The organism is Streptomyces sp. NPDC048182, assembly GCF_043202555.1.
In the GTDB taxonomy this organism is placed as follows: Bacteria; Actinomycetota; Actinomycetes; order Streptomycetales; family Streptomycetaceae; genus Streptomyces.
Map to the genome: position 1 here is coordinate 1 of NZ_JBIDAQ010000005.1, position 26,522 is coordinate 26,522.

General features: G+C 71.6%; 25 protein-coding genes and 4 pseudogenes. 16 read left to right on the forward strand and 13 right to left on the reverse strand.

The window, feature by feature from the left end; all coding sequences use genetic code 11:
• Positions 1-393 precede the first annotated feature (393 nt).
• From ACGFZL_RS11340 to ACGFZL_RS11355, 4 genes and pseudogenes are all read left to right on the forward strand, one after another.
• Positions 394-519 (forward strand): hypothetical protein, encoded by a 126-nt coding sequence (locus ACGFZL_RS11340; RefSeq protein WP_393690614.1) that lies wholly within the window; start codon positions 394-396, stop codon positions 517-519.
• Positions 520-1,046: 527 nt separating this feature from the next.
• The gene (locus tag ACGFZL_RS11345) at positions 1,047-2,156 is read left to right on the forward strand and encodes an ISAs1 family transposase (RefSeq protein WP_393691211.1); all 1,110 of its coding nucleotides are present in this window, start codon (positions 1,047-1,049) and stop codon (positions 2,154-2,156) included.
• A 10-nt stretch (positions 2,157-2,166) separates the two neighbouring features.
• Positions 2,167-2,725, forward strand: a pseudogene (locus tag ACGFZL_RS11350) (DDE-type integrase/transposase/recombinase); the annotation flags it as partial.
• A gap of 177 nt (positions 2,726-2,902) precedes the next feature.
• On the forward strand, positions 2,903-3,319 hold the full coding sequence (locus ACGFZL_RS11355; RefSeq protein WP_393690615.1) for a hypothetical protein: 417 nt from the start codon (positions 2,903-2,905) through the stop codon (positions 3,317-3,319).
• Between the two features lie 123 nt (positions 3,320-3,442).
• Here the strand turns inward: ACGFZL_RS11355 and ACGFZL_RS11360 are convergent, their stop codons facing one another.
• A complete protein-coding gene (locus tag ACGFZL_RS11360; RefSeq protein WP_393690616.1) occupies positions 3,443-3,997 on the reverse strand; it encodes a hypothetical protein in 555 nt (184 codons plus the stop codon).
• Positions 3,998-4,277: 280 nt separating this feature from the next.
• On the opposite strand from ACGFZL_RS11360, the gene ACGFZL_RS11365 reads away from it, so the two are divergent.
• Positions 4,278-4,658, forward strand: a complete 381-nt coding sequence (locus tag ACGFZL_RS11365; RefSeq protein ID WP_393690617.1) for a hypothetical protein — start codon at positions 4,278-4,280, stop codon at positions 4,656-4,658.
• Between the two features lie 213 nt (positions 4,659-4,871).
• Here the strand turns inward: ACGFZL_RS11365 and ACGFZL_RS11370 are convergent, their stop codons facing one another.
• The 4 genes and pseudogenes from ACGFZL_RS11370 to ACGFZL_RS11385 form a co-directional block, all read right to left on the reverse strand.
• Complete coding sequence (locus tag ACGFZL_RS11370; RefSeq protein ID WP_393690618.1) at positions 4,872-6,167, reverse strand: SLC13 family permease; 1,296 nt, start codon at positions 6,165-6,167, stop codon at positions 4,872-4,874.
• On the reverse strand, positions 6,164-7,444 hold the full coding sequence (locus tag ACGFZL_RS11375) for a cation:proton antiporter (RefSeq protein ID WP_393690619.1): 1,281 nt from the start codon (positions 7,442-7,444) through the stop codon (positions 6,164-6,166). The genes ACGFZL_RS11370 and ACGFZL_RS11375 overlap by 4 nt, the downstream gene beginning before the upstream one ends.
• 162 nt (positions 7,445-7,606) lie before the next feature.
• Positions 7,607-8,071 carry a CBS domain-containing protein gene (locus ACGFZL_RS11380; protein ID WP_393691213.1) on the reverse strand — a complete coding sequence of 155 codons (465 nt, stop codon included), beginning with the start codon at positions 8,069-8,071 and terminating at the stop codon, positions 7,607-7,609.
• Positions 8,072-8,154: 83 nt separating this feature from the next.
• Positions 8,155-9,186, reverse strand: a pseudogene (locus ACGFZL_RS11385) (hypothetical protein); the annotation flags it as partial.
• Between ACGFZL_RS11385 and ACGFZL_RS11390 the strand changes: the two are divergent.
• Positions 9,186-9,548: pseudogene (locus tag ACGFZL_RS11390) on the forward strand (PucR family transcriptional regulator); the annotation flags it as partial. The pseudogenes ACGFZL_RS11385 and ACGFZL_RS11390 sit on opposite strands and share 1 nt — an antisense overlap.
• A gap of 34 nt (positions 9,549-9,582) precedes the next feature.
• Here ACGFZL_RS11390 and ACGFZL_RS11395 read toward each other — a convergent pair.
• A complete protein-coding gene (locus ACGFZL_RS11395; RefSeq protein WP_393690620.1) occupies positions 9,583-9,903 on the reverse strand; it encodes an ArsR/SmtB family transcription factor in 321 nt (106 codons plus the stop codon).
• 278 nt (positions 9,904-10,181) lie between these two features.
• Here ACGFZL_RS11395 and ACGFZL_RS11400 point away from each other — a divergent pair, with 278 nt between their 5' ends.
• Positions 10,182-11,342 carry a permease gene (locus ACGFZL_RS11400; RefSeq protein ID WP_393690621.1) on the forward strand — a complete coding sequence of 387 codons (1,161 nt, stop codon included), beginning with the start codon at positions 10,182-10,184 and terminating at the stop codon, positions 11,340-11,342.
• Here ACGFZL_RS11400 and ACGFZL_RS11405 read toward each other — a convergent pair.
• Both ACGFZL_RS11405 and ACGFZL_RS11410 read right to left on the reverse strand, forming a co-directional pair.
• Entirely contained in the window at positions 11,331-12,413 is a 1,083-nt protein-coding gene (locus ACGFZL_RS11405; protein WP_393690622.1) for a PP2C family protein-serine/threonine phosphatase, read from the reverse strand. The two genes, ACGFZL_RS11400 and ACGFZL_RS11405, sit on opposite strands and share 12 nt — an antisense overlap.
• Positions 12,414-12,930: 517 nt before the next feature.
• Positions 12,931-13,302 carry a lipid asymmetry maintenance protein MlaB gene (locus tag ACGFZL_RS11410; RefSeq protein ID WP_393690623.1) on the reverse strand — a complete coding sequence of 124 codons (372 nt, stop codon included), beginning with the start codon at positions 13,300-13,302 and terminating at the stop codon, positions 12,931-12,933.
• 288 nt (positions 13,303-13,590) lie between these two features.
• Between ACGFZL_RS11410 and ACGFZL_RS11415 the strand changes: the two genes are divergently transcribed.
• Complete coding sequence (locus ACGFZL_RS11415) at positions 13,591-15,378, forward strand: chloride channel protein (protein ID WP_393691215.1); 1,788 nt, start codon at positions 13,591-13,593, stop codon at positions 15,376-15,378.
• On the opposite strand, the gene ACGFZL_RS11420 is transcribed toward ACGFZL_RS11415, so the two are convergent.
• Positions 15,284-15,814, reverse strand: a complete 531-nt coding sequence (locus ACGFZL_RS11420) for a MarR family winged helix-turn-helix transcriptional regulator (RefSeq protein ID WP_393690624.1) — start codon at positions 15,812-15,814, stop codon at positions 15,284-15,286. The two genes, ACGFZL_RS11415 and ACGFZL_RS11420, sit on opposite strands and share 95 nt — an antisense overlap.
• Positions 15,815-15,975: 161 nt before the next feature.
• Here ACGFZL_RS11420 and ACGFZL_RS11425 point away from each other — a divergent pair, with 161 nt between their 5' ends.
• Complete coding sequence (locus ACGFZL_RS11425; RefSeq protein WP_393690625.1) at positions 15,976-16,176, forward strand: hypothetical protein; 201 nt, start codon at positions 15,976-15,978, stop codon at positions 16,174-16,176.
• A gap of 30 nt (positions 16,177-16,206) precedes the next feature.
• Here the strand turns inward: ACGFZL_RS11425 and ACGFZL_RS11430 are convergent, their stop codons facing one another.
• A complete protein-coding gene (locus ACGFZL_RS11430; protein ID WP_393691217.1) occupies positions 16,207-17,697 on the reverse strand; it encodes a SulP family inorganic anion transporter in 1,491 nt (496 codons plus the stop codon).
• Between the two features lie 195 nt (positions 17,698-17,892).
• Between ACGFZL_RS11430 and ACGFZL_RS11435 the strand changes: the two genes are divergently transcribed.
• The 3 genes and pseudogenes from ACGFZL_RS11435 to ACGFZL_RS11445 all read left to right on the forward strand — a co-directional run bounded on the left by ACGFZL_RS11435 (position 17,893) and on the right by ACGFZL_RS11445 (position 19,045).
• On the forward strand, positions 17,893-18,306 hold the full coding sequence (locus tag ACGFZL_RS11435) for a MerR family transcriptional regulator (protein WP_393690626.1): 414 nt from the start codon (positions 17,893-17,895) through the stop codon (positions 18,304-18,306).
• 124 nt (positions 18,307-18,430) lie between these two features.
• A pseudogene (locus ACGFZL_RS11440) lies at positions 18,431-18,699 on the forward strand (IS5/IS1182 family transposase); the annotation flags it as partial.
• Positions 18,700-18,733: 34 nt separating this feature from the next.
• The gene (locus tag ACGFZL_RS11445; protein ID WP_393690627.1) at positions 18,734-19,045 is read left to right on the forward strand and encodes a putative quinol monooxygenase; all 312 of its coding nucleotides are present in this window, start codon (positions 18,734-18,736) and stop codon (positions 19,043-19,045) included.
• On the opposite strand, the gene ACGFZL_RS11450 is transcribed toward ACGFZL_RS11445, so the two are convergent.
• From ACGFZL_RS11450 to ACGFZL_RS11460, 3 genes are read right to left on the reverse strand one after another with little or no spacing between them, the layout of a single operon-like run.
• Positions 19,020-19,583: a 4-phosphopantetheinyl transferase gene (locus ACGFZL_RS11450; RefSeq protein WP_393690628.1), complete on the reverse strand. Its 564-nt coding sequence runs from the start codon at positions 19,581-19,583 to the stop codon at positions 19,020-19,022. The two genes, ACGFZL_RS11445 and ACGFZL_RS11450, sit on opposite strands and share 26 nt — an antisense overlap.
• A gap of 14 nt (positions 19,584-19,597) precedes the next feature.
• Complete coding sequence (locus tag ACGFZL_RS11455) at positions 19,598-19,834, reverse strand: acyl carrier protein (RefSeq protein ID WP_355171079.1); 237 nt, start codon at positions 19,832-19,834, stop codon at positions 19,598-19,600.
• A 14-nt stretch (positions 19,835-19,848) separates the two neighbouring features.
• Positions 19,849-20,730: a hypothetical protein gene (locus ACGFZL_RS11460; RefSeq protein WP_355171077.1), complete on the reverse strand. Its 882-nt coding sequence runs from the start codon at positions 20,728-20,730 to the stop codon at positions 19,849-19,851.
• Between the two features lie 313 nt (positions 20,731-21,043).
• Between ACGFZL_RS11460 and ACGFZL_RS11465 the strand changes: the two genes are divergently transcribed.
• The 4 genes from ACGFZL_RS11465 to ACGFZL_RS11480 are packed head-to-tail and all read left to right on the forward strand — an operon-like array spanning position 21,044 to position 26,506.
• On the forward strand, positions 21,044-22,120 hold the full coding sequence (locus ACGFZL_RS11465) for a phytanoyl-CoA dioxygenase family protein (RefSeq protein WP_393690629.1): 1,077 nt from the start codon (positions 21,044-21,046) through the stop codon (positions 22,118-22,120).
• On the forward strand, positions 22,102-23,463 hold the full coding sequence (locus ACGFZL_RS11470; RefSeq protein ID WP_393690630.1) for a DUF6271 family protein: 1,362 nt from the start codon (positions 22,102-22,104) through the stop codon (positions 23,461-23,463). The genes ACGFZL_RS11465 and ACGFZL_RS11470 overlap by 19 nt, the downstream gene beginning before the upstream one ends.
• Complete coding sequence (locus ACGFZL_RS11475; RefSeq protein ID WP_393690631.1) at positions 23,460-25,208, forward strand: condensation domain-containing protein; 1,749 nt, start codon at positions 23,460-23,462, stop codon at positions 25,206-25,208. The genes ACGFZL_RS11470 and ACGFZL_RS11475 overlap by 4 nt, the downstream gene beginning before the upstream one ends.
• Positions 25,205-26,506, forward strand: a complete 1,302-nt coding sequence (locus tag ACGFZL_RS11480; protein WP_393690632.1) for an MFS transporter — start codon at positions 25,205-25,207, stop codon at positions 26,504-26,506. The genes ACGFZL_RS11475 and ACGFZL_RS11480 overlap by 4 nt, the downstream gene beginning before the upstream one ends.
• Positions 26,507-26,522: the final 16 nt, after the last annotated feature.

Below are 26,522 nucleotides of genomic sequence, written 5' to 3' on the forward strand. Positions count from 1 at the left end.
CCGCGGGGCGGGGGCCCCGCCCGCCCCCGCCCCCCCCCCCCGCGGGGGGCCCCCCCCCCCGCCCGGGGGGGGCGGGGGGGCCCCCCCCCGCCGCCCCCCCCCCCCCCCCCCCCCCCCCCCGCCCCTGACGGTCGCAGACACGACCTACGGCAGACTTCGCCGCCCGCCTTCGGCAGTGAGGTCATGCACCACAGCGCCCCAAGGAGGCCAACCAGCCCCACCGCCAGCCAAGACCCGTGTCTGGCCAACATCAACCGCCTCTCGGTTGGCGTCCGCCGACCGAGGCACCGGCAAGACGACAAAGTGAGGTGGACCGACGTGACACTCACGCACAAGAGGTCATTACTTCGGCACATCGTCGCAGGGCTTGTAGCGGCGACTGCTCGCGCAACCATGCTGATGGGAGGCGTGGTCAACGCGGACCGGGCCGACGCGTTCGTGTGGTCCAGCTGCAAGGACGCGGCCAGGAAACTCCGCGACAAGTTCTTCTGGGCCGAGACGGTCACCGGCCGTCCCTGACATTGCCGGCCCGGACTGGAACCCCAACACCCAGCAGCCGGACGGCCGGGCATCCTGGCTCGACCTGCGGCTGACCGCCCGCACCGGCGCCAACGCTCCCCAGGCCGACCGCGAGGAGCCGGCACAGGCAGCCCGCATGCTGCTGGCCAAGACCGGCAATGGGACCTCGGCGGCGGGCTCCAGTACCCTCCGGTTCGTGCCGTCGACGGGGACGACGGCATCTTCACCTGGGCCGCACTCTATGCCGCGGCCCCCCAGGACTGCCCACAACACTGACCCAGGCCAGCGGCTCAGCCTCTACCCAGGGCTTGAGCGAGTTCCGGAGTTGCGTGGTTGGTCCGGTACATGACCGGTTGGGGTGCGTAGCAGAGCAGGCACCGGCTTCGTGATCATTGGGGTGTCGAAGCTCAACGATCATGAGGTGGCCCGTGCCTGCCGCTGTATCTTCCCCCATCCCGCCGGTGCTGGTGAAGCTGGGTCCGCTCGACATCGCCGGCGTTGCCGACCTGCGGCCTTTCCTGGAGTCGGTGCCCGACCCGCGGTCGAGGCATGGCCGCTGGTACCCGCTGGCCGCGATCCTCCTCGTCTGTGCCTGCGCGGCCGTGTCCGGAGCGAGGAGTGTCGACGATATCGCCGAGTGGGCGGATCGGGCCTCGGAGGCCGTGCTGACAGCCGTCGGTGTCTGCCGGCATCCGCTGAGGTGGCGCCGGGCTCCCTCGCGGACCACGATCGGCCGTGTGCTCGCGGCCGTCGACGGTGACGCCCTGGACCGGGCGGTCGGCGCCTACCTCGCCGCCCGGAAGACCGGGGACACCGGCCCGGGCCCTGACCGGCGGCAGGTGATCGCCGTTGACGGCAAGTCGGTGAAGGGATCAGCACGCCTGACCGCATCCCGCAGGCACCTGCTCTGTGCGGTCACCCACCACCGGGCGGTCACTCTCGCCCAGGCGGAGGTCGGAGCCAAGACGAACGAGACCGCGCACTTCCAGCCCCTGCTCGAGCCCGTCGACCTGACCGGATCCGTCGTCACCTTCGACGCCCTTCACTCGGTCCAGGCGAACGTCACCTGGCTGGTCGAGACCAAGAACGCCCACTACGTCGCCATGATCAAGGCCAATCAGCCGACCGCACACCGGCAGCTTGCCGCCCTGCCCTGGCGGGACATCGCCGTCCAGCACACCGCCACCGTCACCGGCCACGGCCGCCGCGAGTCCCGTTCGATCAAGACCTGCGGCATCGCCGACCACCTCGGCGGAATCGCCTTCCCCCACGCTCGCCTGGCCATCCGCGTCCACCGCCGCCGCAGGCAGACCGGCCGACGCGAGACCGTCTACGCCGTCACCAGCCTCGACGCCCACCAGACCACCCCGGCCGAACTCGCCACCGCCATCCGCGGCCACTGGACGATCGAAGCCCTGCACCACGTGCGGGACGTGACCTTCGCCGAGGACGCCTCCACCGTCCACACCGGCACCGCACCCCGCGCCATGGCCACCTTCCGCAACCTCGCGATCGGCCTCCTCAAAACCCTCGGAGCCGCCAACATCGCCAAAACCACCCGCGCAATCCGCGACCCGCCCGAACGAGCCCTCCCACTCCTGGGCATCACCAACAACCCCGACCCTCAGCGAACTTGATCAGGCCCTGGAGGGCGAGCCGGGCCTGGCCGACCGCTCCAGCAGGCCGTTGACGACACCGCACTCCGGCCGCGATGGAGGCCCGCGTCTGTGACCTGCGCAGGTCCCGCAAGCTGGGACCCGCACGGATCGGCCCGGTCCTCGGTCTGCCCGCCTCGACCGTCCACCGGATACTGACCCGCCACCGGCTGAACCGTCTGGCCTGGATGGACCGGCCCACCGGCACGGTGATCCGCCGCTACGAACGCGAACGTCCCGGCGAGCTCATCCACGTCGACGTCAAGAAACTGGGCCGGATCCCCGACGGCGGAGGCCACAAAGTGCACGGCCGCGCAGCCGGCCGGCCGATCCGCGGCATGGGCTTCGACTACCTTCACTCCGCGGTCGACGATCACTCCCGACTCGCCTACACCGAAGTCCATGGTGACGAGAAGGCCGCGACCTGCGCGGCTTTCCTGACCCGGGCCGCCGCATTCTTCGCCGGCCTGGGCATCACCCGCATCGAACGCGTCCTGAGCGACAACGCCTGGGCCTACCGAGAAGAACTACAACGCCAGCGGATTCCAGCTCGGTGACTACGCGGAGCTGGAAGAGATCCCTCGGCTCATCCTCTATGCCGGAACGGTCGAGAGGATCAAGGAAGAACAACGTAAACGCGAGATCCAGTTGGAGCAGAGCACGTCACGCGACGAGCGCTCAGCGCAATGAGCGGCAACGGCGAGCGCGCCGAACGATCCCGGGCTGGGGTGCGACAGCTGTCGCTGACGACGTTCCGCTGGCTGTTGGCACCGCGCTGGCAGTGGCGCACCAGGCGGCTGCGGGCCACGCACGGGCTCCCCCTGCCCTACGAAGTCGCTTGGTGCCTGGTCGCGCTCGCCGACGACGTGGACAACCTGCCCTATGTACGGCAGCGCACCCGCTCCCTGCCCAGCGAGCCGCCAGGCGTGGTGATCGACGTGTGGGCACAGCTCGATCCGACGGAACAGCAGCGGCGCCGGGCGTGGCTGACCCGCCACAGGCGGACCCCCCTGCACTTGCTGGGCGTCCCGGAAGAGCTGATCGAGCTGGCGGGTCTGCACATCACCGAGTGGGCGCTCCCGCCGGATGTGCCGTCGATCTCGCTGGTCGTACAGCGACGCACCTCGCCAGGGGAGACCGACTGAGCGGGCGATGAGATGAGGCCGCCGGTCCAGTCTGCGGACCGGCGACCTTTCTACGTCAGCTGCCGAACCGCATCAGTCGGCTCCTTGTGAATGCGAGATCGGAATGCACCCGGGGTTGCGTGATCAGGCCACCCATTCAATGCTGATGCGATCCATGATCGGAGTCGAGTCACCTTGAAAGCGTGCCGGCGCGACGGTCATGGACTTCATTACGCAGCCCAGCAGCATGCGACGGTCCTGCATGGTCGACTCGTTCCACGCGTCTGCCAGCGCGTCGCCGTCGGCGAAGAAGATCGTCAGGTCGGCTTGCCGCGACAGCTCCGTCGCCTCGTGTTCCAAGGCGTCGATCACGGAGGTCTGCTCCGCTGTCGTTGCGGGGCCCGTCAACCAGCGGACCATGCATTCGAGTTGACGGCGATTCCCCCAGCAGGCAGCAGCTATGACCTGCTCACTGCCGATCTCCACGACCGGCCGCCTGTAGCTCACGGCGATCCCAGAGCGCGTGGTGAAGTGCACCGGTTCACATCGGAGCACCCCCGACCTTGGCGCTGCCGCCCGACCCAGGGCATCAATCAACGCAGGCACCTCGCCTGCGAGTTCCCATGAGTTCGACACCAGGAAGAACACGCCCACTTCGGGAAGGTCCGCTAGCCGGAACTCGATTCGCACCTCCGGCATCGGTCCGCGACCTCTCGTCGCCCGTGAACGCCGGCTGCGGCACACCTCCGTATACCTCGCTCAGGGCCTCAGCGTTCGCATGATCCTCCAGTGTGATCCGCCACGCCGAACCGCGATGGGCTTTCCAAGGTTACGCGCGCTGGATCCGTCGCATCCTTGTGGTGGTTCCCAACACTGCTAGGACTGCGGTGGGGGCGGTGAGACATGGTCGTCCTCTGGTGGCGATGTTTGGGGCTCCGAGGATCGGACACACTCGCCGCTTGACCTGACCGCACAGGGCGTGTCCGATGGCTTTTTGCCTGAACAGACCATGTGCGCCGATTTCGCTGTTCTTCCTGGTGCTGGCTCGCCCAAAGGCGCCTGTCCACCACAGCACGCCCCCAGGCAGCTTGCAGTGATCGCCTGCCTGCACAGCGAGCTGCACCAGATGGCGATCTGCGGCATTGACGGAGGCGCTTGTGGATATTCGGCAACCCTGTTGCACCCTAGAACCGTCCAGCACGTGGCTGGCGTACATGTCGACGAGCTACGCCACGTCAATGCCCGGTTCGCTCTCGGGCCGAAACCGCAGGCATGGTTCGAACGCCGGATCGGCAAGATCGGCTCACGCCTCGTCGGCCCTGATCCCTGGGGCGGAAATCATCACCGACCGCTTCGATGATGATGGCGGCTTAGAACTTCCCCGGATACCGCACGGCCAGAATGAGGTATCCGACGAGGCACGCCGCGACAACCAATCCCACCACGTGCGGAATACTCACGACACTCAGCTCCTAGATCTTCTCGGCCGCCGTCTGAGGTGCCGGCGCACGGCTCTATCAGCAAAGCGCTTGGGCGAGCGACCCGCAACCTCTTGGCACCAGTATCACCCCGCTCAGAGGGCGAAGTACCTGAGCCACACGTAGGCGAGGGCGATGGACACCGTCGCGGCTGTGACGACGAGGCCGTACTTGGTGAACTGCCAGAAGGAGATGGGCTGCCGGTTGCGCTCGGCGATCCCGAGGACGACGACGTTGGCGCTGGCGCCGATGGCGGTGGCGTTGCCGCCGAGGTCCGCGCCCAGGGCGAGGGCCCACCACAGGACGTGGTCCCCGGAGCCGCCCATGTCGTGGACCAGGTCGCTGGTGATGGGGGCCATGGTGGCCACGTAGGGGATGTTGTCGACGATCCCGGACAGCACCGCCGAGCCACCGAGCAGCGTCATCGAGCCACCGAGTTCGTTGTCTCCGATGGCCTTCGCGAGCTGCTTCGAGATCTCCCCGACGACTCCGGTGTCGATGAGGCCGCCGATCATCACGAACAGGCCGGCGAAGAAGGCCAGGGTGGGCCACTCCACCTCGGTGAGCACCTCGGAGGTCTCCACCTCCGACACCGCGACGAGCAGCCCCGCACCGAGGAGGGCGACGATGCTGGGCTCGTAGTGCAGCACGGGGTGCAGGACGAAGCCGGCCACCACCACGGCCAGCACGACCAGGCCCTGCACCAGCAGGCGCGGGTCCTTGATGGCCTCCCGCTCTTCCAGCTCCATGATGTCGGCCGCGCGGCTCTCGTCGTAGACGAAGGACTTGCGGAACATCACCCGGCAGAGGAGCAGGAGGACAGCCACCAGGACGACCGCCAGGGGCGCGAGGTGTACGAGGAAGTCGTTGAAGGTCAGGCCGGCCCGGCTGGCGATGATGATGTTCGGCGGGTCGCCGACCAGCGTGGCCGTGCCGCCGATGTTGGAGGCGAACACCTCGGCGATGAGGAACGGCGCGGCCGGCAGGGCCAGGCGCTCGCACACCAGGAGGGTCACCGGGGCGATCAGCAGGACCGTGGTCACGTTGTCGAGCAGGGCGGAGGCGAGCGCGGTGATGACGACCAGCATGGCCATCACCCGGAAGGGTTTGGCGCGGGCGCGCTTGACCGCCCAGATGGCCAAGTACTCGAACAGCCCGGTCTTCTTGAGCACGCCGACGATCATCATCATGCCCATGAGCAGGAAGATGACGTTCCAGTCGATGCCGGAGTCCTCGGAGTAGAAGGCCGAGACGTCGTCGGTCGCGCCGATCGCCAGCATCAGGCCCGCGCCGCCGAGGGCGACGGCGACGCGGTGGATCTTCTCGCTGATGATCAGGGCGTACGCCCCGACGAAGACGACGACCGCCGCCCAGCTGTGCCAGTCGTTCACGATCCTCCAGTGTGTCGGTCCCCGCGGGGCCGGGCCGCCGGCGTCGCCGCGGTCTCGCGGTCGCCGGGGCGGGGGTGGTCCTGGTCGTCGTCGGGAATGCCGACGAGGTCCTCCACGTCGAACATGCGCGCGATCGGCACGTCGGTGGAGCTGTGGGCGACGATCGAGAAGGCGATGCACACCGCGATCAGGGTGTACGCCTCGCGTGCCTGCGGGATGCCGGACTGGAGCACCAGCAGCCCGTAGACCACCGACGCGAAGCCCTTGGGTCCGAACCACGCCGCGGTGAGCTTCTCCCGGCGGGTGAAGCGGGTTCCGACCAGGGAGATGAGCAGCGACGCGGGGCGGATCAGCACGATGGCCAGCACGACCGCCACGTACCCGCCGAGTGACAGGTCGCCGAAGAGGTGGGGGGTGAGCAGCGCGCCGAACACCAGCAGTGCCGCGAACTTCGCCAGTTCCGCCAGCGCCTCGCCGAGCGGTTCGAACGCCTTCCTCGCCTCCGGGGACACGGCGGCCAGCACCGCTCCGGCGGAGAACGCCGCGAGGTAGGGGTTGGCGTGGGTGAGGTGGCAGGCGGCGTAGAGGATGATGCCGGTGGCCAGGGGCAGCAGGGGCTGGAGTTTGGGCTCGGCGCCCAACAGCGGGACCCGCACCAGCCAGTTGACCAGCAGCGGGAGCACCACGCCGAAGGCGAGGCCGAGCGCCAGTTCCAGGGCGATCTTCCCGAGCGACGCCTCGTCGGCGTGTCCGGCCGTGGGCCCGGCCGCCGCGATCAGCAGCAGCACCACCGGGAGGGCGAGCCCGTCGTTGATGCCGCTCTCCACGTTGAGCAGCTGGCGGAGCTTGGCCGGCACTTCCTTGCGGCCCACGATCGCCGAGGCGAACACCGGGTCCGTCGGCGCCAGCACCGCGCCGACCAGGAACGACGTCGTCCAGTCGAGGCCCACCAGGACGTGGGTCAGCAGAGCCATGAACACGAACGCCAGCGGCATGCCGAGGCCCAACGCCCGCGCGGGGTTGCGCCAGTTCGCCCGCAGTTTCGCGAGGGACACGTGCATGCCGTCGGTGAACAGCACGGCGAACAGGGCAAGGTCGGCCGTGACCGAGACGATCTCGCTGTCGGGCGTGATGTGGATCAGTCCGAGGAAGCCGTCGCTGACCAGGGCACCACCGGTCAGGAAGAGAAGTGACGTGGAGAGCACGGTCCGAGCCGCCAGGCCCGACAGCACCACCGCCACGAGCAGCGCGACGCCGAACACCACCACCAGCACCATGACGGGTCCCCGATCGGAAAGAGAGTTCTCCTCGAATCGCCGACCAGGCTTCCCGGCACACCGCTGGGAACCCTACCTGTCCTTGACGCGTCTTTAACACCTGGCCCACGGGCACGCCGGAACGCCTCTGGTTGCCGACGCCCGGCAACGACCCGGTGCTTCTCAGCCGGCGCCCACGGCGAGCAGGCGCTCCAACAGGTGGGAGGCGGTGATCACACCGAGGAGACGGGTGCCGGAGGCGTCCCGGTCCACCACGGCCACCAGCGGGCTGCGCTGCTGTGCCATCTGCGCGGCGATCTCCAGAGCGGTGTCGTCGGGCGCGGCCACCACGGGTGCCGGGATCGTCTTCGACAGGCAGTCGCGCACCTTGCGCCCGGCCAGTGCGGCGCAGAGCCGGTCGGCATGGCGCTCGTCGACGACGGCGGCCAGCGCCGGGTCGTCGACGACGTACTGCGGGACGAGGATCTTGACCATCTGGGAGGCGGGCAGGATCGCCTTCGGCGCGCCGTCGTCGTCCACGACGAGCAGCGCGGGCAGCCGGTGCCCGGCCATCAGCCGTGCGGCATCGAGGGCGTCGTCGTCGAGGCCGACCGTCTCGTACTCCTCCACCAGATCACGCGCTCGCACCATCGGCTCCTGTTCCCGTCGGTCCCCGTATCGGCACGATACAAGGGGGCGGGACGCGGGGCGCCGTGGCATCGCGAGCGGCGTCACGGCCGGTCCGTGTGTCCAGCGGCGTGCCGTCCTCGCCCTTCGACGGGCGACGTGCAGGGGCCGGTGGCCCTGGTGACGGCCACGCGGTCGGCGACGAGGCCGAGGGCGGCCACTGCCCGCACCAGCGGATCCTTCTGGTCGCCGCCGAGGGCCCGAGCGCGCTCGTACGCCGCCTTGAGCTCGCTCCAGCGCGCTTCGTCGGCGAGGGTGAGCGTGCCGCGCAGCTCGGCCAGTTTGAGCAGGTTGGCCTCGGCGGCGACGCCCAGTGTCCGGGCCTCGGCGGTGAAGTGGTCGCCGACGACGGCCGCGACTTCGGTGTCGTTCATGACCGGCCGAACGCGCGAGGCAATCTTGTTCATGGTGCGGTACGAACCCTGGAGCCGGAAGGGCGGTTCGGTGCGCGTGGCGTCGGACTGCGCGGCCGAGGCGATGTAGGCGGCGTTCACCGCGAGGACCGTCCCGCGCACGCGCAGCAGGTGCCGTACGACCGTCACGATCTGCTGCGCCTCGGCAGGCTGGTAGGGATGGGCCAGCCGGTCCGCGCGGGCCGTGGGGTCGCCCTCGGCGAGGCGGGCGAACAGCTCGATGTCGGACGGGTCGCGCCCGGCCAGTGGGGCGAGGACCGGGTTCGAGGTGAGGGCGTTCTCCAGGAAGCTGTGGGCGAAGGCGTCCTCCTTGCCGGTGAGGACGTCACCGAGGTTCCACACGTCGGCCCGGTTGGCGAGCATGTCGGGTACCTGGAAGCGAGCCCCGGACTCGGTGTAGGGGTTGCCGGCCATGCAGACGGCGAAGCGCTTGCCGCGCAGGTCGTAAGTGCGCGGCTCGCCGTCCCACACGCCGTCGACGCGGCGGGTGGCGTCGCACAGCGGGATGAACTTCTGGAGCAGCTCGGCGGAGGTGTGCTGGATGTCGTCCAGGTACAGGAGGGTGTTGTTGCCGGCCGCCAGGGCGAAGTTGATCTTCTCGACCTCTCGTCGGGCGGTCGCGTCAGCCGGGTCCAGCAAGGTGACGCTGTGGCCGAGGGCCGGCCGAGCGCCTCGGCCTCGACGATCCGGTCCTGCGCACGGCGGATCTGCTCGTCTACCCCGTGCCCGTGCTGACCAGGGACCGGCAGGCCATGGCCGACCTGGTGCTCAACACCCTCGGCCCGCTGACCTCGGCCCGCGGGGGCGCCCAGCCCCTGCTGGACACACTCATTGCCTACTTCGACTGCGGCTGCGGCTGCGTCGCCACCGAGGCGGCCCGACGGCTGTCACTCAGCGTCCGGGCCCTGACGTACCGACTGGGACGCATCCACCAGCTCACCGGCGCCGACCCGGGCCACCGCCACACGCTCCAGACAGCGGTCATCGGCGCCCGCCTCCTGGACTGGCCGGCCAAGGACGTGTGAGCGACGGCTTCGGCCGGCGTCTGGGAAGCGGGGTTCACCGCGCTCGGCCCGCGGCGACCACCGCCTGGATCAGACCCGGGAAACGGCGGTCCAGGTCCTCCTTGCGAAGGCGCATGTACAGGCCGTTCCCGGCGTCGCGCTGGTAGACCAGACCTGCCTCGCGCAGGACCCTCCAGTGGCGGGTGCGGCTGGACTTGCCGACGGGCAGGTCGAAGGAGGCGCACAGCCGTTCCTCGTCGGGCCGCTCGGCCAGTTCGGCCACCACCCGGCGCCGGTTCGCGTCGGCCAGCGCCGAGAGGACGGACCCCACCTCAAGCTCTTCCGCGGCAGGGTGCGCCAGCTCTTCCGCCGTCATCACTTCACCCCTCGACAAGGTACGCACCAAAGCGTACCTTCACTTGAGGTACGCACTTCCGCGTACCTTACCTTCCGGGGGAAGCCATGTCTGCATCCACGTCCCGACGTCGCTGGGCGCTGTCACGTGTCCGCGCATCCCTGCGCAAGCTCCTGCTCCTCGAACATCGCCCCTTCCTGACCCTGTGAGGCGTGCCGCGTACGCGGCGCCGGTGGGGTACTCCTGGTGGCACACGATCCGGGCGGTGTGTCGAGAACGTCCGGCGCAGGAGGACGCACATGCACGCGATCTGGCACGCCCTGTCGATCACCGGCTCCATGGCCTGGGAGATCGCCTGGGCCTTGATTCTGGGCTTCGCCCTGTCCGCCGTGGTCCAAGCCGTGGTCCGCAAGTCCACCGTCGTCTCCCTGCTGGGCGACGACCGCCCCCGCACCCTGGCCACCGCGACCGGACTGGGCATCGCCTCCTCCTCGTGCTCCTACGCCGCGGTCGCGCTGGCCCGATCCCTGTTCCGCAAGGGCGCCGACTTCACCGCGGCGATGGCCTTCCAGATCGCCTCGACCAACCTCGTCGTCGAACTCGGCGTGATCCTCGCGCTGCTCATGGGCTGGCAGTTCACGGCCGCCGAGTTCACCGGCGGCGCCCTCATGATCGTCACCCTGGCGGTGCTGTTCCGTCTCCTGCTGCGCGAACGCTTGCTGCGGGGGGCCCGGGAGCAGGCCGAACGCGGGCTGACCGGCTCCATGGAGGGTCATGCGGCGATGGACATGTCCGTCCAGAGTGAAGGCTCCTTCGCCCGCAGGCTCTTCTCCCGCGACGGCTTCACCTCGGTCTCGCACGTCTTCGTCATGGAGTGGGCGGCGATCCTGCGCGACCTCGTCGTCGGCCTGGTGGTCGCCGGCGCGATCGCCGCCTGGGTGCCGGACTCCTTCTGGCGGGCCTTCTTCTTCGACGGCCATCCGCTCGCGTCCAAGCTGTGGGGGCCGCTGATCGGTCCGCTGGTCGCCATCGCCTCGTTCGTGTGCTCGGTGGGCAACGTGCCGCTCGCCGTGGTGCTGTGGCAGGGCGGCATCAGCTTCGGCGGAGTCGTCGCGTTCCTCTTCGCCGACCTGCTGATCCTGCCGATCCTGAACATCTACCGGAAGTACTACGGCACGCGTATGGCGCTCTTCGTGCTCGGCACCTTCTACACCGCCATGGTGCTCGCCGGATACGTCGTCGAGTTCGTATTCGGCGGACTCGGCCTCGTTCCCGACCGCGACCGTGCCACCGTCCCGGACAGCGGGGTGAGCTGGAACTACACCACGTGGCTCAACATCGTCTTCTTCCTGCTGGCAGCCGCCCTCGTCGTCCGGTTCCTTCGCACCGGTGGCCGGGGCATGCTGAGCATGATGGGCGGATCCGGCGAACCCGGCGAACCCGAGCGTTCACACGGCTGACTCGGCGTCCACCGCATCGCCGTACCGGATCAGGAGCATGGCCGCGTCGTCGTGCGGCGCACCGACCGCATAGGCCGCCAGGTCCTTCCGCACGGCGGCCAAGGCGCTCTGCGGATCTGCCCCCCTCAGCAGCCGCGCGCGATCGGCCAGGGGATAGAAGGCGCCGTCCTGGCCACGGGCCTCCGTGACGCCGTCGGTGTAGAGCAGCAACTGGTCACCCGGCGCGAGGTCCACGCGGTACGGTCGCGGCCCATCGGTGCCGGGTATCCCCAGGCCCAGCGGAGGCGCGTGGGAAGACGGCTCCGGAAAGCTGACGTCGCCGTCGGCGCGCAGCAGCATCGGGGCGGGGTGCCCGAAGCTGAGAAAAACCACCGAGCCGCCCGGCCGCATCTCGGCCAGGATCGCCGTGACGAACTTCTCGCCGTCCAACTCCCGCGAGACGCTGCGCTCCAAGCGCTCCCCCAGCCCCACCAGATCCGGTTCGTCGTACCCGGCTTCACGGAAGGCACCCAGGACGACCGCCGCGGTCTCCACCGCGGCGAGCCCCTTTCCCTGGACGTCCCCCACGACGACGCGGACGCCGTAGGGCGAGGCGACCACCTCGTACAGGTCGCCGCCCACGCGCGCCTCCGCGAGTGCGGAGGTGTAGGAGACGGCCAGCTGGAGCGGGCCGACGGCCGGCGGCACCGGGCGCAACAGCACGCGCTGCGCGGCCTCGGCGACCGAGCGCACGCTCTCCAGCTCGGCCTCCCGGCGCGAGCGCATCACGGAGGCGGCCACGCCGACGCCGGTGACTCCCGCCACCGAGGCGGACGCGGTGAGCCCCCGTCGTCCCGCGAACAGGTCGTCGTACAGACCGAGCCCCACGCAGAGCACCAGGGCCACCACACCGATGACGGCGGTTCGGCGCCAGCCGCCGACCAGGCTGGCGAAGGCCGGCCCGAGAGCGACGAGAGGCAGGAAGCCGACGCTCGGCCCCGCGATGACGTCCGCGACCGCCACCACGGCCATCGCCGCGAACGGCATCCAAGAAAGCACCGTCGCTCCGGACGTCGGTCTCTGCGCGGTCACGTCTCGTCCTCCCAGACTCCCAGGGTCCGCAAGGGGCAGACACTCGTCCTGCCCGCCTAGAGGACATCCCGAAGCTTTAGACTATGCAAGGGTCCTGTCGGGCTGCGCAGCGCATCCGGGTGCGTTACTCGATCGAGGCCCGCCGCGACACCGGACCTGCCACCAACGACCACCCATACAGGCGACCTTGCCACACGCACCGGAGGGGACATGCGAGAACCCGTGCCCGAGTCGGTCTGGCAGCGGTTCCTCACAGACACGGAAGACGCCATACGGGAGTCCGCCCCGAAGGAGCCCTCCGCACGGGAACGTGCCGACGGACTCGCACATCTCGACACCGTCAGGAGACGGCGCAGCCCAGGACGTCTCGTCGGCGGCCTTCTCGCCCTCGCCCTCCTGCTGGCCCTCTTCTCCTGGCTGCCGGACCCACCGCCGAGCGCCGAAGGCAAGGGGGACCGCACCTCGCACCGGCCACCGCACAGCACTGCGGAGCCACGGTCACCGTGAGCCGCCCCTCTTAGAAGTCACCATCACACAGCGCCAGCTGATCGGTGACGTCCGCTCGTTCCGCCGCGGCTCGGACCGCGGAGCTGGGCTCTACGAGCATCACCTCCGTGCCGGTCACGGGCAGGGCCTGACGGATCGCCAGCAAGGTGTACAGACTCGCCGTGTCACAGAAGGTGACGCCCGAGAGGTTCAGCTTCAGCCGGCCACCGGGGGCACGGCTCACCAGCACGGCGACTTCCTCGCGCAGCCCCGCAGCGGTGTCGACGTCGAGTTCGCCCGCCAGACACCACTCAAGTTCCGGTGACCGTGGACACCCGCCACTCTCGCGCCGGATCGAAAGTCTCGCCGGGCCGCTTTCGGCGGCGAAGGGCGGTGGGGGCATGGGTGCTCTCTGGGACGACGTGGCCGGGTAACGCCGACCAGACTTCCCGGCACGCCAGGCGAAGCCAGGGCTTCACCACGCGGGCATTCTTGCACAAGGCAAAGAAGGACGGCAAGACCACCCGACCATCCCCTCCTGCACGGTGACGCATATTGCATACTGCAACGGTAAGGAAGGGGAAGCATGAGCAAGGTTCACCTCGACCCGGGCACCCTGCACCACGGGTCGGCAGCACGCCTCTCAACGCCCATCGGGGCGGGAGGCCTGCGCTCCGCGCCCTGGGTGCCGCTGGCGCTGGCCGTGCTGGTCGGTGCCGGGGCGGGTGCGGGGTCGATCGTCTTCCGGTGGTGCATCACCGCCTTCACCCGCTTCTTCTCCGGCCACGCCGACTACGCCGCCGCGCCGGGCTCCGGCCACCCTCAGCTGCCGTGGCTCGGCCCCTGCTTCGTGCTGGTGGCACCGGTGCTCGGCGGACTGCTGTACGGGCCTCTGGTGCAGAGGTTCGCGAAGGAGGCGCGAGGGCACGGCGTGCCCGAGGTGATGCTGGCGGTCGCGCAGCGCGGCGGCCGGATCAGCCCCAAGGTCGCGGTGGTCAAGACGCTCGCCTCCGCCCTGACCATCGGGTCCGGCGGATCGGTCGGCCGGGAGGGCCCGATCGTCCAGATCGGCGCGGCGCTGGGCTCCACGCTCGGCCGCGTGACCCGGGCGGGCGAGGGCCGCATGAAGCTGCTCGTCGCGTGCGGCGCGGCGGCGGGCATCTCCGCGACCTTCAACGCCCCGCTGGCCGGGGTCTTCTTCGCCATGGAGTTGATCCTCGGCACGTTCAGCGCCGAGGCGTTCGGCGCCGCCGTGCTGGCGAGCGTCACCGCCAGCGTCATCGGGCGCGCCGCCTTCGGTGACGTGGCCTTCCTCGACCTGCCCGACTTCCACGTCGAACACCTCGCCCAGTACGGCCTGTTCGCCCTGCTGGGTGTCGTGGCCGCGGTGGTCGGGGTGGGCTTCGCCCGATTCCTCTACCTGGTGGAGGACGCCTGCGGCTGGCTGTGGCGGGGCCCGGAATGGCTGCGCCCGGCAGCCGGCGGACTGGTGCTCGGCGTGCTGCTCCTCGCCCTGCCGGAGATGTACGGCGTGGGCTACCCGGTGCTGGAGAAGGCCACCGAGGGGCAGTACGCCGCCGGCTTCCTCCTGCTGCTCCTGGCCGGCAAGATGCTGGCGACCAGCCTGACCATCGGCATCGGCGGCTCGGGCGGAGTCTTCGCGCCCAGCCTGTTCATCGGGGCGATGCTCGGCACGGCGTACGGCACCGGGGTCCACACCCTGCTGCCCACCACGGCCGGCGCGGCGGGCGCCTACGCCCTGGTGGGGATGGGTGCCGTCTTCGCCGGTGCCGCCCGCGCCCCCATCACGGCGGTGGTCATGCTCTTCGAGCTGACCGGCGAGTACTCGATCATCCTTCCCATGATGCTCGCCATCGTCCTGTCCACCGCGGTCAGCCACTTGCTCTCGGCGGACACCGTCTACACCCTGAAGCTGCGCCGCCGCGGCATCGATCTCAAGGGGCCGGCGCACGGCGCGCTGATCGGCGGCCAGCGCGTCGCCGACGTCATGGAGCACCTGCCCTCGCCGCTGCCCGCCGCGACCGACCTCACCGCCGCGGCGAACCTGCTCTCCCTGTCCGGCCACGGCGGGCTCCCCGTGGTCGACGAGGGCGGCGCCTACCTGGGCGTCGTGACGGCCCAGGCGGTCGCCGAGGCACTCGCCGAGGAGCCCGGCGCGGTCCCCGGCCGGGTCGGCTCACTCGCCGAGCCGCCGCCGTCGGTCACCACGGACCAGGCGTTGTCGCAGGCGGTGCACTCACTCGTCTCGGCGCCGAGCGCCGGTCTCCCCGTCCTCGACCCGGCGAACGGGGAACCGGTCGGCTGGCTCAGCCCGCGCGGCGCCCTGCGCGTCGTCCACCCCTCTCCCGCCCCACACGGCGGGGTCAGGAGGACCGGGGCAGATCGGTCGTCCAGCCCAGCGGATGCGGTTCCATGTCGTCCACCGGCGGCGCCAACGGCTCCGCGCCCGCCCGGTTGAAAGCGGTGAGGGCCTCCACCAGAGCCAGCCGCTGCACCGGGGAGAGCCTCTCCACCACCCCGGCGATCTCGGTACGCCGCCGGGCCGTCACGTCCTCGACCGCCCGGCGCCCCGCCTCGGTGAGCTGCAGCAGAGTCTCACGACGGTTGTCCGGATTGACGTGCCGATCCGCCAGACCGGCCGCGATCAGACGGTCGACCATGCGCATGGCCGTGGACGGCGCCACCTGGAGCTGCTCGGCCAGCGTGACCAGCTTGGTGGCCCCCCGGGTCGCGAGCACCACCAGCATCCGGAACTGCGGCAGCGTCACCCCTTCCTCCACCGCGGCGAGCGAACGCGCGGACATCGCGACCAGCAGACGCGACGCGGTCAGCACCGCCCGGGTGACCGCGTCCACATCATCCGTCGCCCCTTCGGCGCCCTCACTCTCACGCATGCCTCCTTTCTACCGCGCCGCACACACCGCCGGCGCAGGAGGGGACCGGACGCCCGGGACCCGTGGCGAGGGTGCCGGCGGGGGCCTTTCGTCTGGCGTCACTTGCCGCTGTAGACGGGAAGACGCTGTGCTCGCCGTAGTCCACGTCGCGCAGGACGTCCATGTCGGCGCCGGAGATCTCGGCCGTCGGCGAGTTCAGCCTCGACTTCGACGCGATGGAACTCCCCGCCCACCCCGGACTGACCCTGACCGCCTACAGCGCCGAAGCCGGCACACCCGACCACGACGCCCTGCGGCTGCTCGTCGCGTGGGCCGCCACCGAACGGGAGCAGACCCGGGACGCCGGCCCCGCCCGCCCCTGACCCGGCACAGGGCCTGCGCGGCATCGCGGGTCAGTGACCGCCGGTGAGCCCGCCGCTGAGCTTGCTGTGGAGGTCGGCGCTCGGGTCGTTGAGGCCGGTGATCTCGACGGTCTTGCCGCGGTCCCGGTACTTGGTCTCGATCGCGTCGAGAGCGGCCACGGACGAGGCGTCCCAGATGTGGGCCTCGGACAGGTCGATGACGACGCGTTCGGGGTCGCCGGCGTAGTCGAACTGGCCGACGAGGTCGTTGGAGGAGGCGAAGAACAGCTCGCCCGTGACCCGGTGGACGACCGTCGTGCCGTCGGGGTCCAAAACGCTGTGAACGCGGGCGAGGTGGGCGACCCGTTTGGCGAAGATGACCATGGCGGTCACGGAGCCGACCACGACGCCGATGGCGAGGTTGCCGGTGGCGACGACCACGATCACGGTGATGACCATGACGACGATCTCCCCGGCGGGCATCCTCTTGAGGGTCCTGGGGGCGATGGAGTGCCAGTCGAAGGTCGCGAAGGACACCATGACCATGACGGCGACCAGGGCGGCCATGGGAATGTCGGAGACGACCGGTCCGAAGGCGATGCACAGCACCATCAGGAACACGCCCGCCAGAAACGTGGAGACGCGGGTGCGGGCGCCGGAGACCTTCACGTTGATCATGGTCTGGCCGATCATGGCGCAGCCGCCCATGCCGCCGAAGAAGCCGGTGACGATGTTGGCGATGCCCTGGCCGATCGACTCCCGGGTCTTGGAGGAGTGGGTGTCGGTGATGTCGTCGACCAGCTTGGCGGTCATCAGCGACTCCATCAGGCCGACCAGCGCCATGGCGAACGCGTACGGGGCGACGGTCGTCAGCGTGTCCAGCGTGAACGGCACGTCGGGCAGTCCGGGCACGGGAAGGGAGGAGGGCAGGGCACCCTTGTCGCCGACGGTGGGCACCGCGACGCCGGCCGCGACGGTGACGACGGTGAGGATGACGATGCTGACCAGCGGCGCCGGGATCACCTTGGTGACCTTGGGGAAGGTCACCATCAGCGCCAGGCCGCCGACGATGAGCGGGTACACCGGCCAGGGCACGTCGTGCATCTCGGGGACTTGCGCCATGAAGATCATGATGGCCAGGGCGTTGACGAACCCCGTCATCACCGAGCGGGGCACGAACCGCATGAGCCTGGCCACGCCGACCGCACCGAGGACGACCTGGAAGACACCGGCCAGGATGACGGTGGCGACCAGGTATCCCAGGCCGTGCTCGCGGTTCACGGGCGCGGTGACGAGGGCGACGGCCCCGGTCGCGGCGGAGATCATCGCGCGACGGCCGCCGACGACGGAGATGGTGACGGCCATGGTGAACGAGGCGAACAGGCCGATCGCCGGATCGACGCCGGCGATGATGGAGAACGAGATCGCCTCGGGGATCAGCGCCAGGGCGACGACAAGACCCGCGAGGACCTCGGTACGCCACACCTGGGCGTTGTTGATCCAGTCGGGCTTGAGATCGCGCAGCCGCGCGGCGGGGGACACAGCGGAGGACAAGAAGATCGGTACCTGTCGTGCTCGGATCGGCGCCGGGACATCCTCGGCCACGGAAAGGTCGGCGGTGAGCGCGCCTCGCGACCTCCGCCGTCGGCAACTCTACCCTGACGTTAGAGTAGAGATCGGCTGGAAGCACGTACCGCGGTCCAGTCACGACGAGGGCGAAGGGCCAGGGTCACCGGCGTGGACGGCAAGCACATGCAGATCGGCGAGGTCGCTGCGCGCACGGAGCTGTCCCTGCGCACCATCCGGCACTACGAGGACGCGGGCCTGGTCATTCCCTCGGAACGATCCCAGGGTGGATTCCGCCTGTACAACGAGACCGACGTCGCCCGGCTCATGGTCATCCGCCGGATGAAACCGCTCGGGTTCACACTGGACCAGATGCGCGACCTCCTGGCCGCCACCGACCGCCTGGACGGTGAAGACCCCCTGACCGCCGGCGAACGTGAAGCGCTGCTGGAGCGGGTGCGGACCTACCAGCAGGCCGCCGTCGAGCAGGTGGAGAAGCTACGGGTCCAGCTGGGCCGCGCCGAGGACTTCGCCGCGACCCTGGACGCCCGCCTGGCGGGCGATGCACCGAACGCGGTGGGTTGAAGCACGCGGACTGACCGGCTCGTACGCGCCGCCGACTCTCGTCCTGTCCGCTCTCCTCACCTAGGAGTCGTCCAGCCGATCATGTGATTGCTTCGCCGGTGTGTCGTTGATGTGGGCAGGGGCTTTCGGCCCGTGGAAGACCGTCTACGAACGCCACCGGCTGTGGTCCGCAGACGGAACATGGGAACGCCTGCTCCAGCAGGTCCAGGCCGAGACCGACGCGGCCAGGGAGATCGACTGGGACGTCTCGGTCGACTCGACCGTCGTCCGCTTCCACCAGCACGCGGCCGGCACCCGTAGCGAACCGCCGCCGGCCCCCGGCCGCAAAGGGGGCCGCAGCAGCTGGGCCGCTCGCGCGGCGGGTTCACCACCAAGCTCCATCTCGGAGCAGAGGTCGTACTCGCCGACGGAAGGCTCGTGTCGACCGATGGCCGTCTGGGAAATCGTTCGCATAGTGGTGCCGGAGGGCGCTGAGGAGCAGTTCGAGTCCGTCGTCCGAGCGCATCTGCCGCTCCTGGAGGAAGAGAAAGGCTGCCTTGACCTCACTTTGTTCCGCGCCGTCGACAAGGAGGGGGTCATGATGCTGTGCGTGCGGTGGGAGTCGTTGGACTATCACACCGAGGTGTTCGCGAAGACGGAGGCGTTCGTCAAGTTCTCCGGCGCGATGGCGCCTTTCTTCGTCGAGCAGCCCGAGGTGTTCCATGCCGACGCCGTCATTGCCGGCCTACCGGGGCGGTGAAGTCGGGCAGGCAGCGTACGGGGCCGTCGCAGGCGACGGCCGCCGTGGCGTCTCGTCCGGCGTCCGTCCAGACCCGTACGGGCCCGTCGGGGCGGCCGGCCTTCAGCCGGGCCTCCCGGCGCACCCAGGCGGCCAGCGGATCGCCGTCCGCGGCCTCCGGGAGCATCCGGCGCAGGACCGCCGCGGCGCGGGGGCGGCGGCCGGCGGGTTCGACGTCGATACCGACGGCGCCGGGACCGGCCGCCGCGGCGACCAGTCCGTCGGCGTGGCTCATGCTCACACCGATGTCGGGCCGGTTCCGCAGGGCGGGGCGGCCGTGCCCGGCACGCCGGCAGTCCGGGCAGAACTGGACGAGCGCGTGCCGGCCCGGCGGTTCGCCGGTCGCGCGCGCCGCGCACAGCCGCAGCAGCAGCCGGGCGGCCACCACGTCGTCGCGGCGGGCGGGGACGCGCACCGCGGCCAGCCGCCGCCGCTCCCAGTCGTGGAGCACGGACTCGTCCAGTTCCGGATGGGCCAGCACCTCGGCGGTCGTGGCCACCGCGGCGAGTGTGCTCACGCCGCCGCGGCCGGACCGAGGAAGCGCTGCCGGATCCGGGTGAGCGTGCGGAAGTCGTCGATGGTGACCTCCTGGAGGTCGATGGCGGTGCCGCTCAGCTCCTCCAGCAGGTCGATGAAGTCCAGGAAGTCCATGGAGTCGATGAGGCGTGCCTCGATGAGGTCCTCGTCGGCGCCGATGCCGCCGTCGAGTCCGGGGTTCTTCTCGTGGAGCCAGGCGGTGATGCTGTCCATGTGCGGGGCGGTCCTCAGGTGTGGGAGGCGGGGCGGGGCCGGTCCAGGGCCTCGCGGAGACGTTCCAGGGCCTGCTGCGGCGTGCCGTGGGTGAGCACCATCGCGTGCACCCAGCGTTCGGTGCCGAAGGCGACGCAGGAGCTGTGGGCCGGTTCCGCGGAGCCGGCGCGGATGTCCAGGCGCTCGCCGAAGAAGTTGCGGTGGCGGTTGACGGAGGCGATGGCCGTGCCGTCGGTCGCGCTGAACTCGTGCTTGACGGGGTCCAGGCGCATCAGCCGGGCGCGTGAGCCGCCCTTGTCGTAGAACGGGTCGTCGGCGGCCTCGCGGGTGAGGTCGAGGCCGAGGAGTCCGGCGGTCTCGGTGACGAAGGCGGCGCCGCGCTCCAGGTGCTCGACCGCGCCGGCCTTGTCGCCGAGGTAGAGCACCTCGCGCATGTGGAAGCCCCACAGGCGGCGCAGCCCGTCGTAGTGGGTCTCGTTGCGGAAGCAGCGGCCGGTCGCGGAGAGCCGCAGGCCGGCCGCGCCGACGTCCTGGCCCTCCAGGGAGAGCAGCAGCCCGTAGCAGGTGGCGGAGGGCAGGAGGTGCCCGGTCGGCTCGATCGGCAGCCCCTGCGGGCCGCGGCCGGCGGCCAGCGTGCCGTGGGCGTCGGGGGTGAAGCGCCCGGCGCTCACGCCGAGGTGGGGGAAGTTGCGGAAGTAGTCAAGGCGGGCGAGGCCGTCGGCCGCGAGCAGGGGCGGTCCGACCACCTCGGGGGCGGCGAGCCGCGCGGCCAGGCCGCTGAGGAGTTCGTCGAGGCCGCGCAGCAGGGCGGTGTGGACCGGATCGAGGGTGACCAGTCCGGGTCCGGGGCCGCGCAGGGCGACGGCGGGCGGAAGCGCGGGGGTGGCTGTGGGCATGGTGAGGCGTCCTTTGGGCGTCGGTGATCTGCGCCGGACGGCGGCCGGGACAGTGCCGGACGCAGCGTCAGATCCTGTCGCTCGCCCGGACGTTAGGCCAGCGGACCACGACTTGTCTAGACCAAAGAAGTTTCGCCGCGCCCTTCCCGCTCCGCCCTTGACATGGCTAGTGGTCTGGACCAATGTGCTGTCGGTGTCGCCCCTCCGGCGACGGCCGGCCGGACCCCGCCGCCCGTCGCGGCGGGCTGCCGCGCGCCCCGAGCCGCCTGGTCGCCGAGCCGCCGACACCCCACCGGACCCGAAAGGACCGCCGATGACCCCCACCGCGCTCCGCCCGCCCCCGCGGCTGCACCGAGCAGCGTCCGACCGGCCCTACTTCAGCGCGGACGGCGAGTCCTACCTGGCGCAGACCACCCTGCGGGAACTGCGGAAGACCCGGCCGCTGCGGGTGCTGTCGGAGGAGGACTTCGCCCACTGGCAGACCTACGGGTACGTCGTCGTCCGCGAGGCGATCACCCCGGACGCCGCACGCCGCCTCCTCGACTTCACCTGGGACTTCCAGGGCCTGGACCCCGACACCCCGGCGACCTGGTACGCGGACCGGCCCTTCCGCGGCGACCTCGACCGGCAGCTGCACGTCTACGGCTTCGTGGAGGCGTACCACCACCAGCTGCTCTGGGACAACCGCCAGAACCAGCGGGTCTACGACGCCTTCGTGGACGTCTGGGACTGCGAGGAGCTGTGGGTCACCCTGGACCGGCTCAACCTGAACCCGCCCAACACCGGCAACCGGGACCGGGCCCTGATCGAGCCCACCGACCGGGGCTTCGACATCGAGCTGCACTGGGACATCGACACCACCCTCGGCGTCCCGCCCCAGCGCGTGCAGGGCATCATCGCCCTCAACCACACCAGCCCCGAGACCGGCGGCTTCCAGTGCTGCCCCGAGCTCTTCCACCGCTTCGAGGAGTGGAAGACCGGTCAGCCCGCCGACCGCGACCCGCTGCGGCCCGCGATCGACCGCGCCGAACTCCCGGTCGTCCGGCCCGACCTGAACCCCGGTGACCTGCTCATCTGGAACGGGCTGCTCGCGCACGGCGTCGCCCGCAACACCTCCGACAACGGTGTCCGGGCCGTGCAGTACCTGTCGATGATGCCCGCCCTGGAGGAGCACGAGAGGCTGCGCCGCTCCCGGGTGGAGTCCTGGCGGCACCTGCGCACCCCCCGCTGGAACCGCACCCTGGTCGGCGACCCGGTCCGCCACGAGTCCGAGCGCTACCCCACCGCCGAACTCACCCCCCTCGGCGCCCGGTTGCTGGGCTCGGCCGCCTGGTCCGAACCGGTCGGCGAGGGCCGGAGCGGGGAGTCGTCGTGCGCCGCGTCTGCCTGACCCTGCCCACCGACCGGCCCTGTGCCGGCACCCTGGTGGCCACCGCCCGCGAGGCCGCCCTCGGTGCCCGCCGCTACGGCGCCGAGGTGCACCTGCTCGTCCTCGACTCCAGCGCCCCGCCCGCCCGGGCCGCGCACCGCGCCGCGCTGCGGGACCTGCCGTCCGCACCCGGCGTGGTCGTCCACCACCTGGACGAGACCGCGCAGCGCGCCTTCCTCGCGGAGGTGGCCGTCCGGGCGGGGGTGCCCGCCCCGGAGCGGACCGTCGACCGGATGCTGCCGGACCGGGTCTCCTACGGCGCCTGCACCAACCGCGCCTTCCTCCTCGCCGAGGCGCTGGACTGCGACTCCGTGCACCGCAGGGACTCCGACAGCGGCTACCAGGAGCGGGACGGGGAACCGGTCCTGCCGCTGGAGCACGAACTCGCCTTCCTGGGCCGCCCGGCCGCCGAGGCCGCCGGGCGGGTGACCCGGCGCCGCCTCGACCCCGGCCGCGCGCACCGGCCGGTGGCTCTCGTCGGCGGCTCCTTCGTCGGCGAACTCTCCGTCGACGTGGCCGAGATCCGCCGGCGCGACCCGGCCGTCCACCGCGACCTCGTCGGGCTCTCGATCCCCGGCACGGTGCCGGAGATCTGGCGCCGCACCCTCGTCGACGAGGCGTTCCGCGGCGCCGGCAGCACGCCCTTCACCGACGACCTCACCACCCTGACCCGCGCCGTCCCCGCCCGGGTCGACATGTGCAACATCGCCCTGGACCGCCGGGTCTACGGCCGGGTGCCGCTGCCGCCGGTCACGGACACCGTCGGCAGTGACTACTTCCTCCTCCACCTGGTCCGCGCCGCCCACCTGCCCTCCGTGCTGCACAACCGCCACATCGTCAACCACCACACCCCCGAGCGCCGTACCGGAGCGGGCCTGGCCGCCTACCAGCTGCGCCTGGCCCGGTTCCTGCTGGCCGCCCCGCGCCTGCACGCCGTGTACGCCGCCCTCGCCGAGGCCGGCGACGCGCTGCTGGACGCCGAGGGCGCCGTCCGCGCGCCGGCCGTCGCCGCCCTGGTCCGCGAGCAGGCGGGCCCCGACCCGGACGGGGTCGCCGATCGCCTCGCGCTGATCGAGCGCTGCCACCGCACCCTGGGCGGCCCGTACACCGCGGTCGCCGACGCCCTGGCCGCCCGGCGCGCCGAGCTGATGGCGGGGCCCGCGGCGATGATGGCCGACTTCGTCGACCTGATCGACGACTGGGGCCCGCTGGTCCGGGCCGCCGGGGAGGCCCGCTGGTACACGGGCTCGCTCCTGGACGGCGTACGGCAGTCCGCGTCCGCGAACGGGCCGGTCAGCGCATGAGCCCGGACGAGACCGCCACCCGCGTCCGGCCGTCCGCGACCGAGCGCGCCGTCGCCGTCGCCTACGCCGGGGGCGTGGAGCGCCGGGGCCCGGTCACCATGGGCCAGGCCAACATGATCCGCTGCATCCTGCGCGACGACCCCCTGCACATCAACAACCATGGCGTCTGGCCGGTCCCGGCCGGCACCCCGCTGGACACGGTGGTCGACGCCCTGCGCGCGCTCGTCGTCCGGCACGAGGCGCTGCGCACCACCTTCGAGGCCGACGGCGCGGCCCCGCCCGGTGTCCAGCGCGTCGCGGACCGGGGCACGTTCACCGTGACCGTCCGCGATCACGCCGAGTTCCCCGAGGACGCGGACCGGTACGCCCAGACGGTCGCCCGCGAGGCCCGCGCGGGGCGCTTCCGGCTCGGGGAGGAGTTCCCGCTGCGCGTCGTGGTGCTCGCCCGGCGCGGCACGCCGCTCTTCCTCTGCCTGGCCGCCAGCCACGCGGTGACCGACGGCAGCGCCCTCGCGGTGCTCCGCGCGGAGTGGCTGACGCTCCTCGGCGGCCGGCGGCCGGCCCCGCTGGACGCCCTCACCCCGCTGGAGCTGGCCGCCGAGGAGGCCACCCCGGCCGGCCGGCGCAAGGCGGCGGCGTCGCTGCGCTACTGGGAGAAGGTGCTCGCGACCGCGCCGCAGGAGATGTTCGCCGAGCCGCGGGCCCTGACCGCCGAGCCGCGGCAGCCGCAGCTCACCCTGCGCTCGCCGCGCGGCGGACGCGCGCTGGCCCGGGTGGCCCGGCGCACCGGCAGCCCCGTGCCCACCGTGCTGCTCACCGCGTGGTGCACCCTGGTCGCCCACCGGGCCGGCCAGCGGACCTGCGTGGTCGCGGCCCCGCTGTCCAACCGCTCCCGCCCCGAGCTGGCCCGCGCGGTGAACACGCTGTCGCAGGACGCGCTGCTCAGCCTCGACGTCGGGGTCGCCACCTTCGACGACGTGCTGCGCAAGGCGTGGGGCGCGGCGCTGAACGCCTACCGGCACAGCCAGTTCGACGCGCTGCGGCTGTGGGAGGTCATCGACCGCACCGTCCACGAGCGCGGCAGCCGCTTCGGGCGGGACGTCGTCTTCAACGACGTCAGCGGGCTGGCCGCGATACCCGGCGGCGACCCCGGCGGACCCGCCGAGGGGCCGGGGCCGGAGACCGGCTGGGGACCCGAACAGGTGCTGCCCACCCGGCTGCTGTGCTTCGCCTACCAGACCGAACCCCTCCTGCACCTCGGCGTCTGGGCGGATCCCGCGCTGTTCACCCGGGACGAGGCCGAGACCTTCGTCACCGGCCTGGTGCGGCTCCTCGAGGCCGCCGCCGACCAGGACGTGCCGCTCGCGGATCTCACGGAGGTCACCGGCGTCCGGCCGGCCGAGCGCGGCCCCGACTGGCGGCTGGTGGACGGCTGCTGGGTCTCGCCGGCCGCCGTCGCCGACGCCCTGGGCGAGGCGTTGGGCGGCCTGCCCGTGCACGTCGCCGTGGACGAGGGCGCCCCCGCCTCCCTCACGGCGTTCATCGCCCGCGGCGCCGCGCCGCTCACCCCCGACCGCGCGCACGCGGCCCTGATGCGGGTGCTGCCGGGCCGCTCCGGAGTGCTGGCCCCGCGCCGGTACGTGATCGTCCAGGACCCGCCGGGAGACCCCGGCACGGACGCCGGGTGGCTGCGCCGGCCGGCCCTCACGGAAGGAACCGGCCGCGGGCCGGCCGATGCCTCATGACGACCGACGACACGCCCGCCCCGCCCCGCCCTGAGCCGGCCGCGCAGCGGTCCGAGAGCCCCTGGCGCTCCGGGCCCTTCCGACTCTTCTTCACCGCCCGCAGCGCCTCGCTGCTCGCCGACGGCATGCTGATGGTGTCGCTCACCACGGCCGTGCTCGGCTCGGGCCACGGCGCCGGCGCCGTGGGCTACGCGCTGGCCGCGTGGATGGCGCCGATCGCCCTGCTGGTGCTGTTCGGGGGCGTCCTCGCGGACCGCTTCACGCCGCAGGTGATGATGGTCGGCGCGGACCTCGTGCGGATGCTGGCCATGCTCGGCATGGCCGGACTGCTCGGCGCCGGCGACGTGCGGCTGTGGCAGATCATGGCGTTGATGGCGCTCAGCGGCGCCGCGACGGCGATGTTCCAGCCCGGCGTGGCGAGCATCGTGCCGCGGGTCGCCCGGGACATCCAGCGGGCCAACGCCCTGCTGCGCGTCTCCGAGGCGATGAGCGCCCTGATCGGCCCGGGGCTGGCCGGCCTCCTGGTCGCCTACTGGGACGTGGCCGGTTCCTACGCGGTGATCGCGGCGGCCTACGGGCTCAGCGCCCTGGTGCTGGCGCCGCTGCGCCGGCTCGCCGTCGAGCGGGAGGGCGGCGACGACCCGGTGTGGCAGCGCCTGGTCGCCGGCTGGCACGAGTTCCGCTCCCGGTCCTGGCTCTGGGGCGTCATCGTCCTGTGGGCCGTGTACGGTCTCTTCGTCTTCGGCCCGGCCATCCCGCTGGGGGCGGCGCTGATCACCGAGCAGCACGGCGCCACCGGGTACGGCTGGATCGCCTCGGCCGACGGCGCCGGCACCATCGTCGGGGGCCTGCTCGGCATGCGGGTGCGGCCCCGCCGCCCGCTCGTCGCGGGGGCCTCGGCCATGTTCTTATTCGCGCTCAACCCCCTGGCCCCGGCGCTCGGCTGGTCGTTCACGGCCACGGCGCTCACCGGGGTGCTGGCGGGGTGCGGCTTCGCCTTCTGGGGCGTGATGTGGGCGACCAGTGTCCAGTCCCACATCCCGCTGGCGGTGCTGAGCCGCGTCTACGCCTACGACGTGGCCGGCTCCATCATGGTCATCCCGCTGGGCAGGGCGCTGGCCGGTCCCGCGGCCGAGGCCGTCGGCGGCGCGGACCGGGTGCTCGTGTTCTCCTCGGCGGTCTCCGTCGTCTGCCTCGCCGCCATGCTCTGCGTGCCGGCCATCCGCCGGCTGGGGCGCGCACCGGCCCCGCAGGACCGCGACACCGCGGACGAGGGGGCGGCGCCCGCGCTGTCCTGAACCGGTGGCCCCGCCG

Coding starts and splice junctions, on each gene's coding strand:
- ACGFZL_RS11420 (WP_393690624.1), bottom strand. CDS start 15,814: ATGCGTGAGAGTGAGGGCGCCGAAGGGGCGACGGATGATGTGGACGCG.
- ACGFZL_RS11455 (WP_355171079.1), bottom strand. CDS start 19,834: ATGGACAGCATCACCGCCTGGCTCCACGAGAAGAACCCCGGACTCGAC.
- ACGFZL_RS11475 (WP_393690631.1), top strand. CDS start 23,460: ATGAGCCCGGACGAGACCGCCACCCGCGTCCGGCCGTCCGCGACCGAG.
- ACGFZL_RS11480 (WP_393690632.1), top strand. CDS start 25,205: ATGACGACCGACGACACGCCCGCCCCGCCCCGCCCTGAGCCGGCCGCG.
- ACGFZL_RS11410 (WP_393690623.1), bottom strand. CDS start 13,302: ATGCCCCCACCGCCCTTCGCCGCCGAAAGCGGCCCGGCGAGACTTTCG.
- ACGFZL_RS11445 (WP_393690627.1), top strand. CDS start 18,734: ATGGCCGTCTGGGAAATCGTTCGCATAGTGGTGCCGGAGGGCGCTGAG.
- ACGFZL_RS11460 (WP_355171077.1), bottom strand. CDS start 20,730: ATGCCCACAGCCACCCCCGCGCTTCCGCCCGCCGTCGCCCTGCGCGGC.
- ACGFZL_RS11465 (WP_393690629.1), top strand. CDS start 21,044: ATGACCCCCACCGCGCTCCGCCCGCCCCCGCGGCTGCACCGAGCAGCG.
- ACGFZL_RS11360 (WP_393690616.1), bottom strand. CDS start 3,997: ATGCCGGAGGTGCGAATCGAGTTCCGGCTAGCGGACCTTCCCGAAGTG.
- ACGFZL_RS11395 (WP_393690620.1), bottom strand. CDS start 9,903: ATGACGGCGGAAGAGCTGGCGCACCCTGCCGCGGAAGAGCTTGAGGTG.
- ACGFZL_RS11340 (WP_393690614.1), top strand. CDS start 394: ATGCTGATGGGAGGCGTGGTCAACGCGGACCGGGCCGACGCGTTCGTG.
- ACGFZL_RS11400 (WP_393690621.1), top strand. CDS start 10,182: ATGCACGCGATCTGGCACGCCCTGTCGATCACCGGCTCCATGGCCTGG.
- ACGFZL_RS11375 (WP_393690619.1), bottom strand. CDS start 7,444: ATGGTGCTGGTGGTGGTGTTCGGCGTCGCGCTGCTCGTGGCGGTGGTG.
- ACGFZL_RS11425 (WP_393690625.1), top strand. CDS start 15,976: ATGTCGGCGCCGGAGATCTCGGCCGTCGGCGAGTTCAGCCTCGACTTC.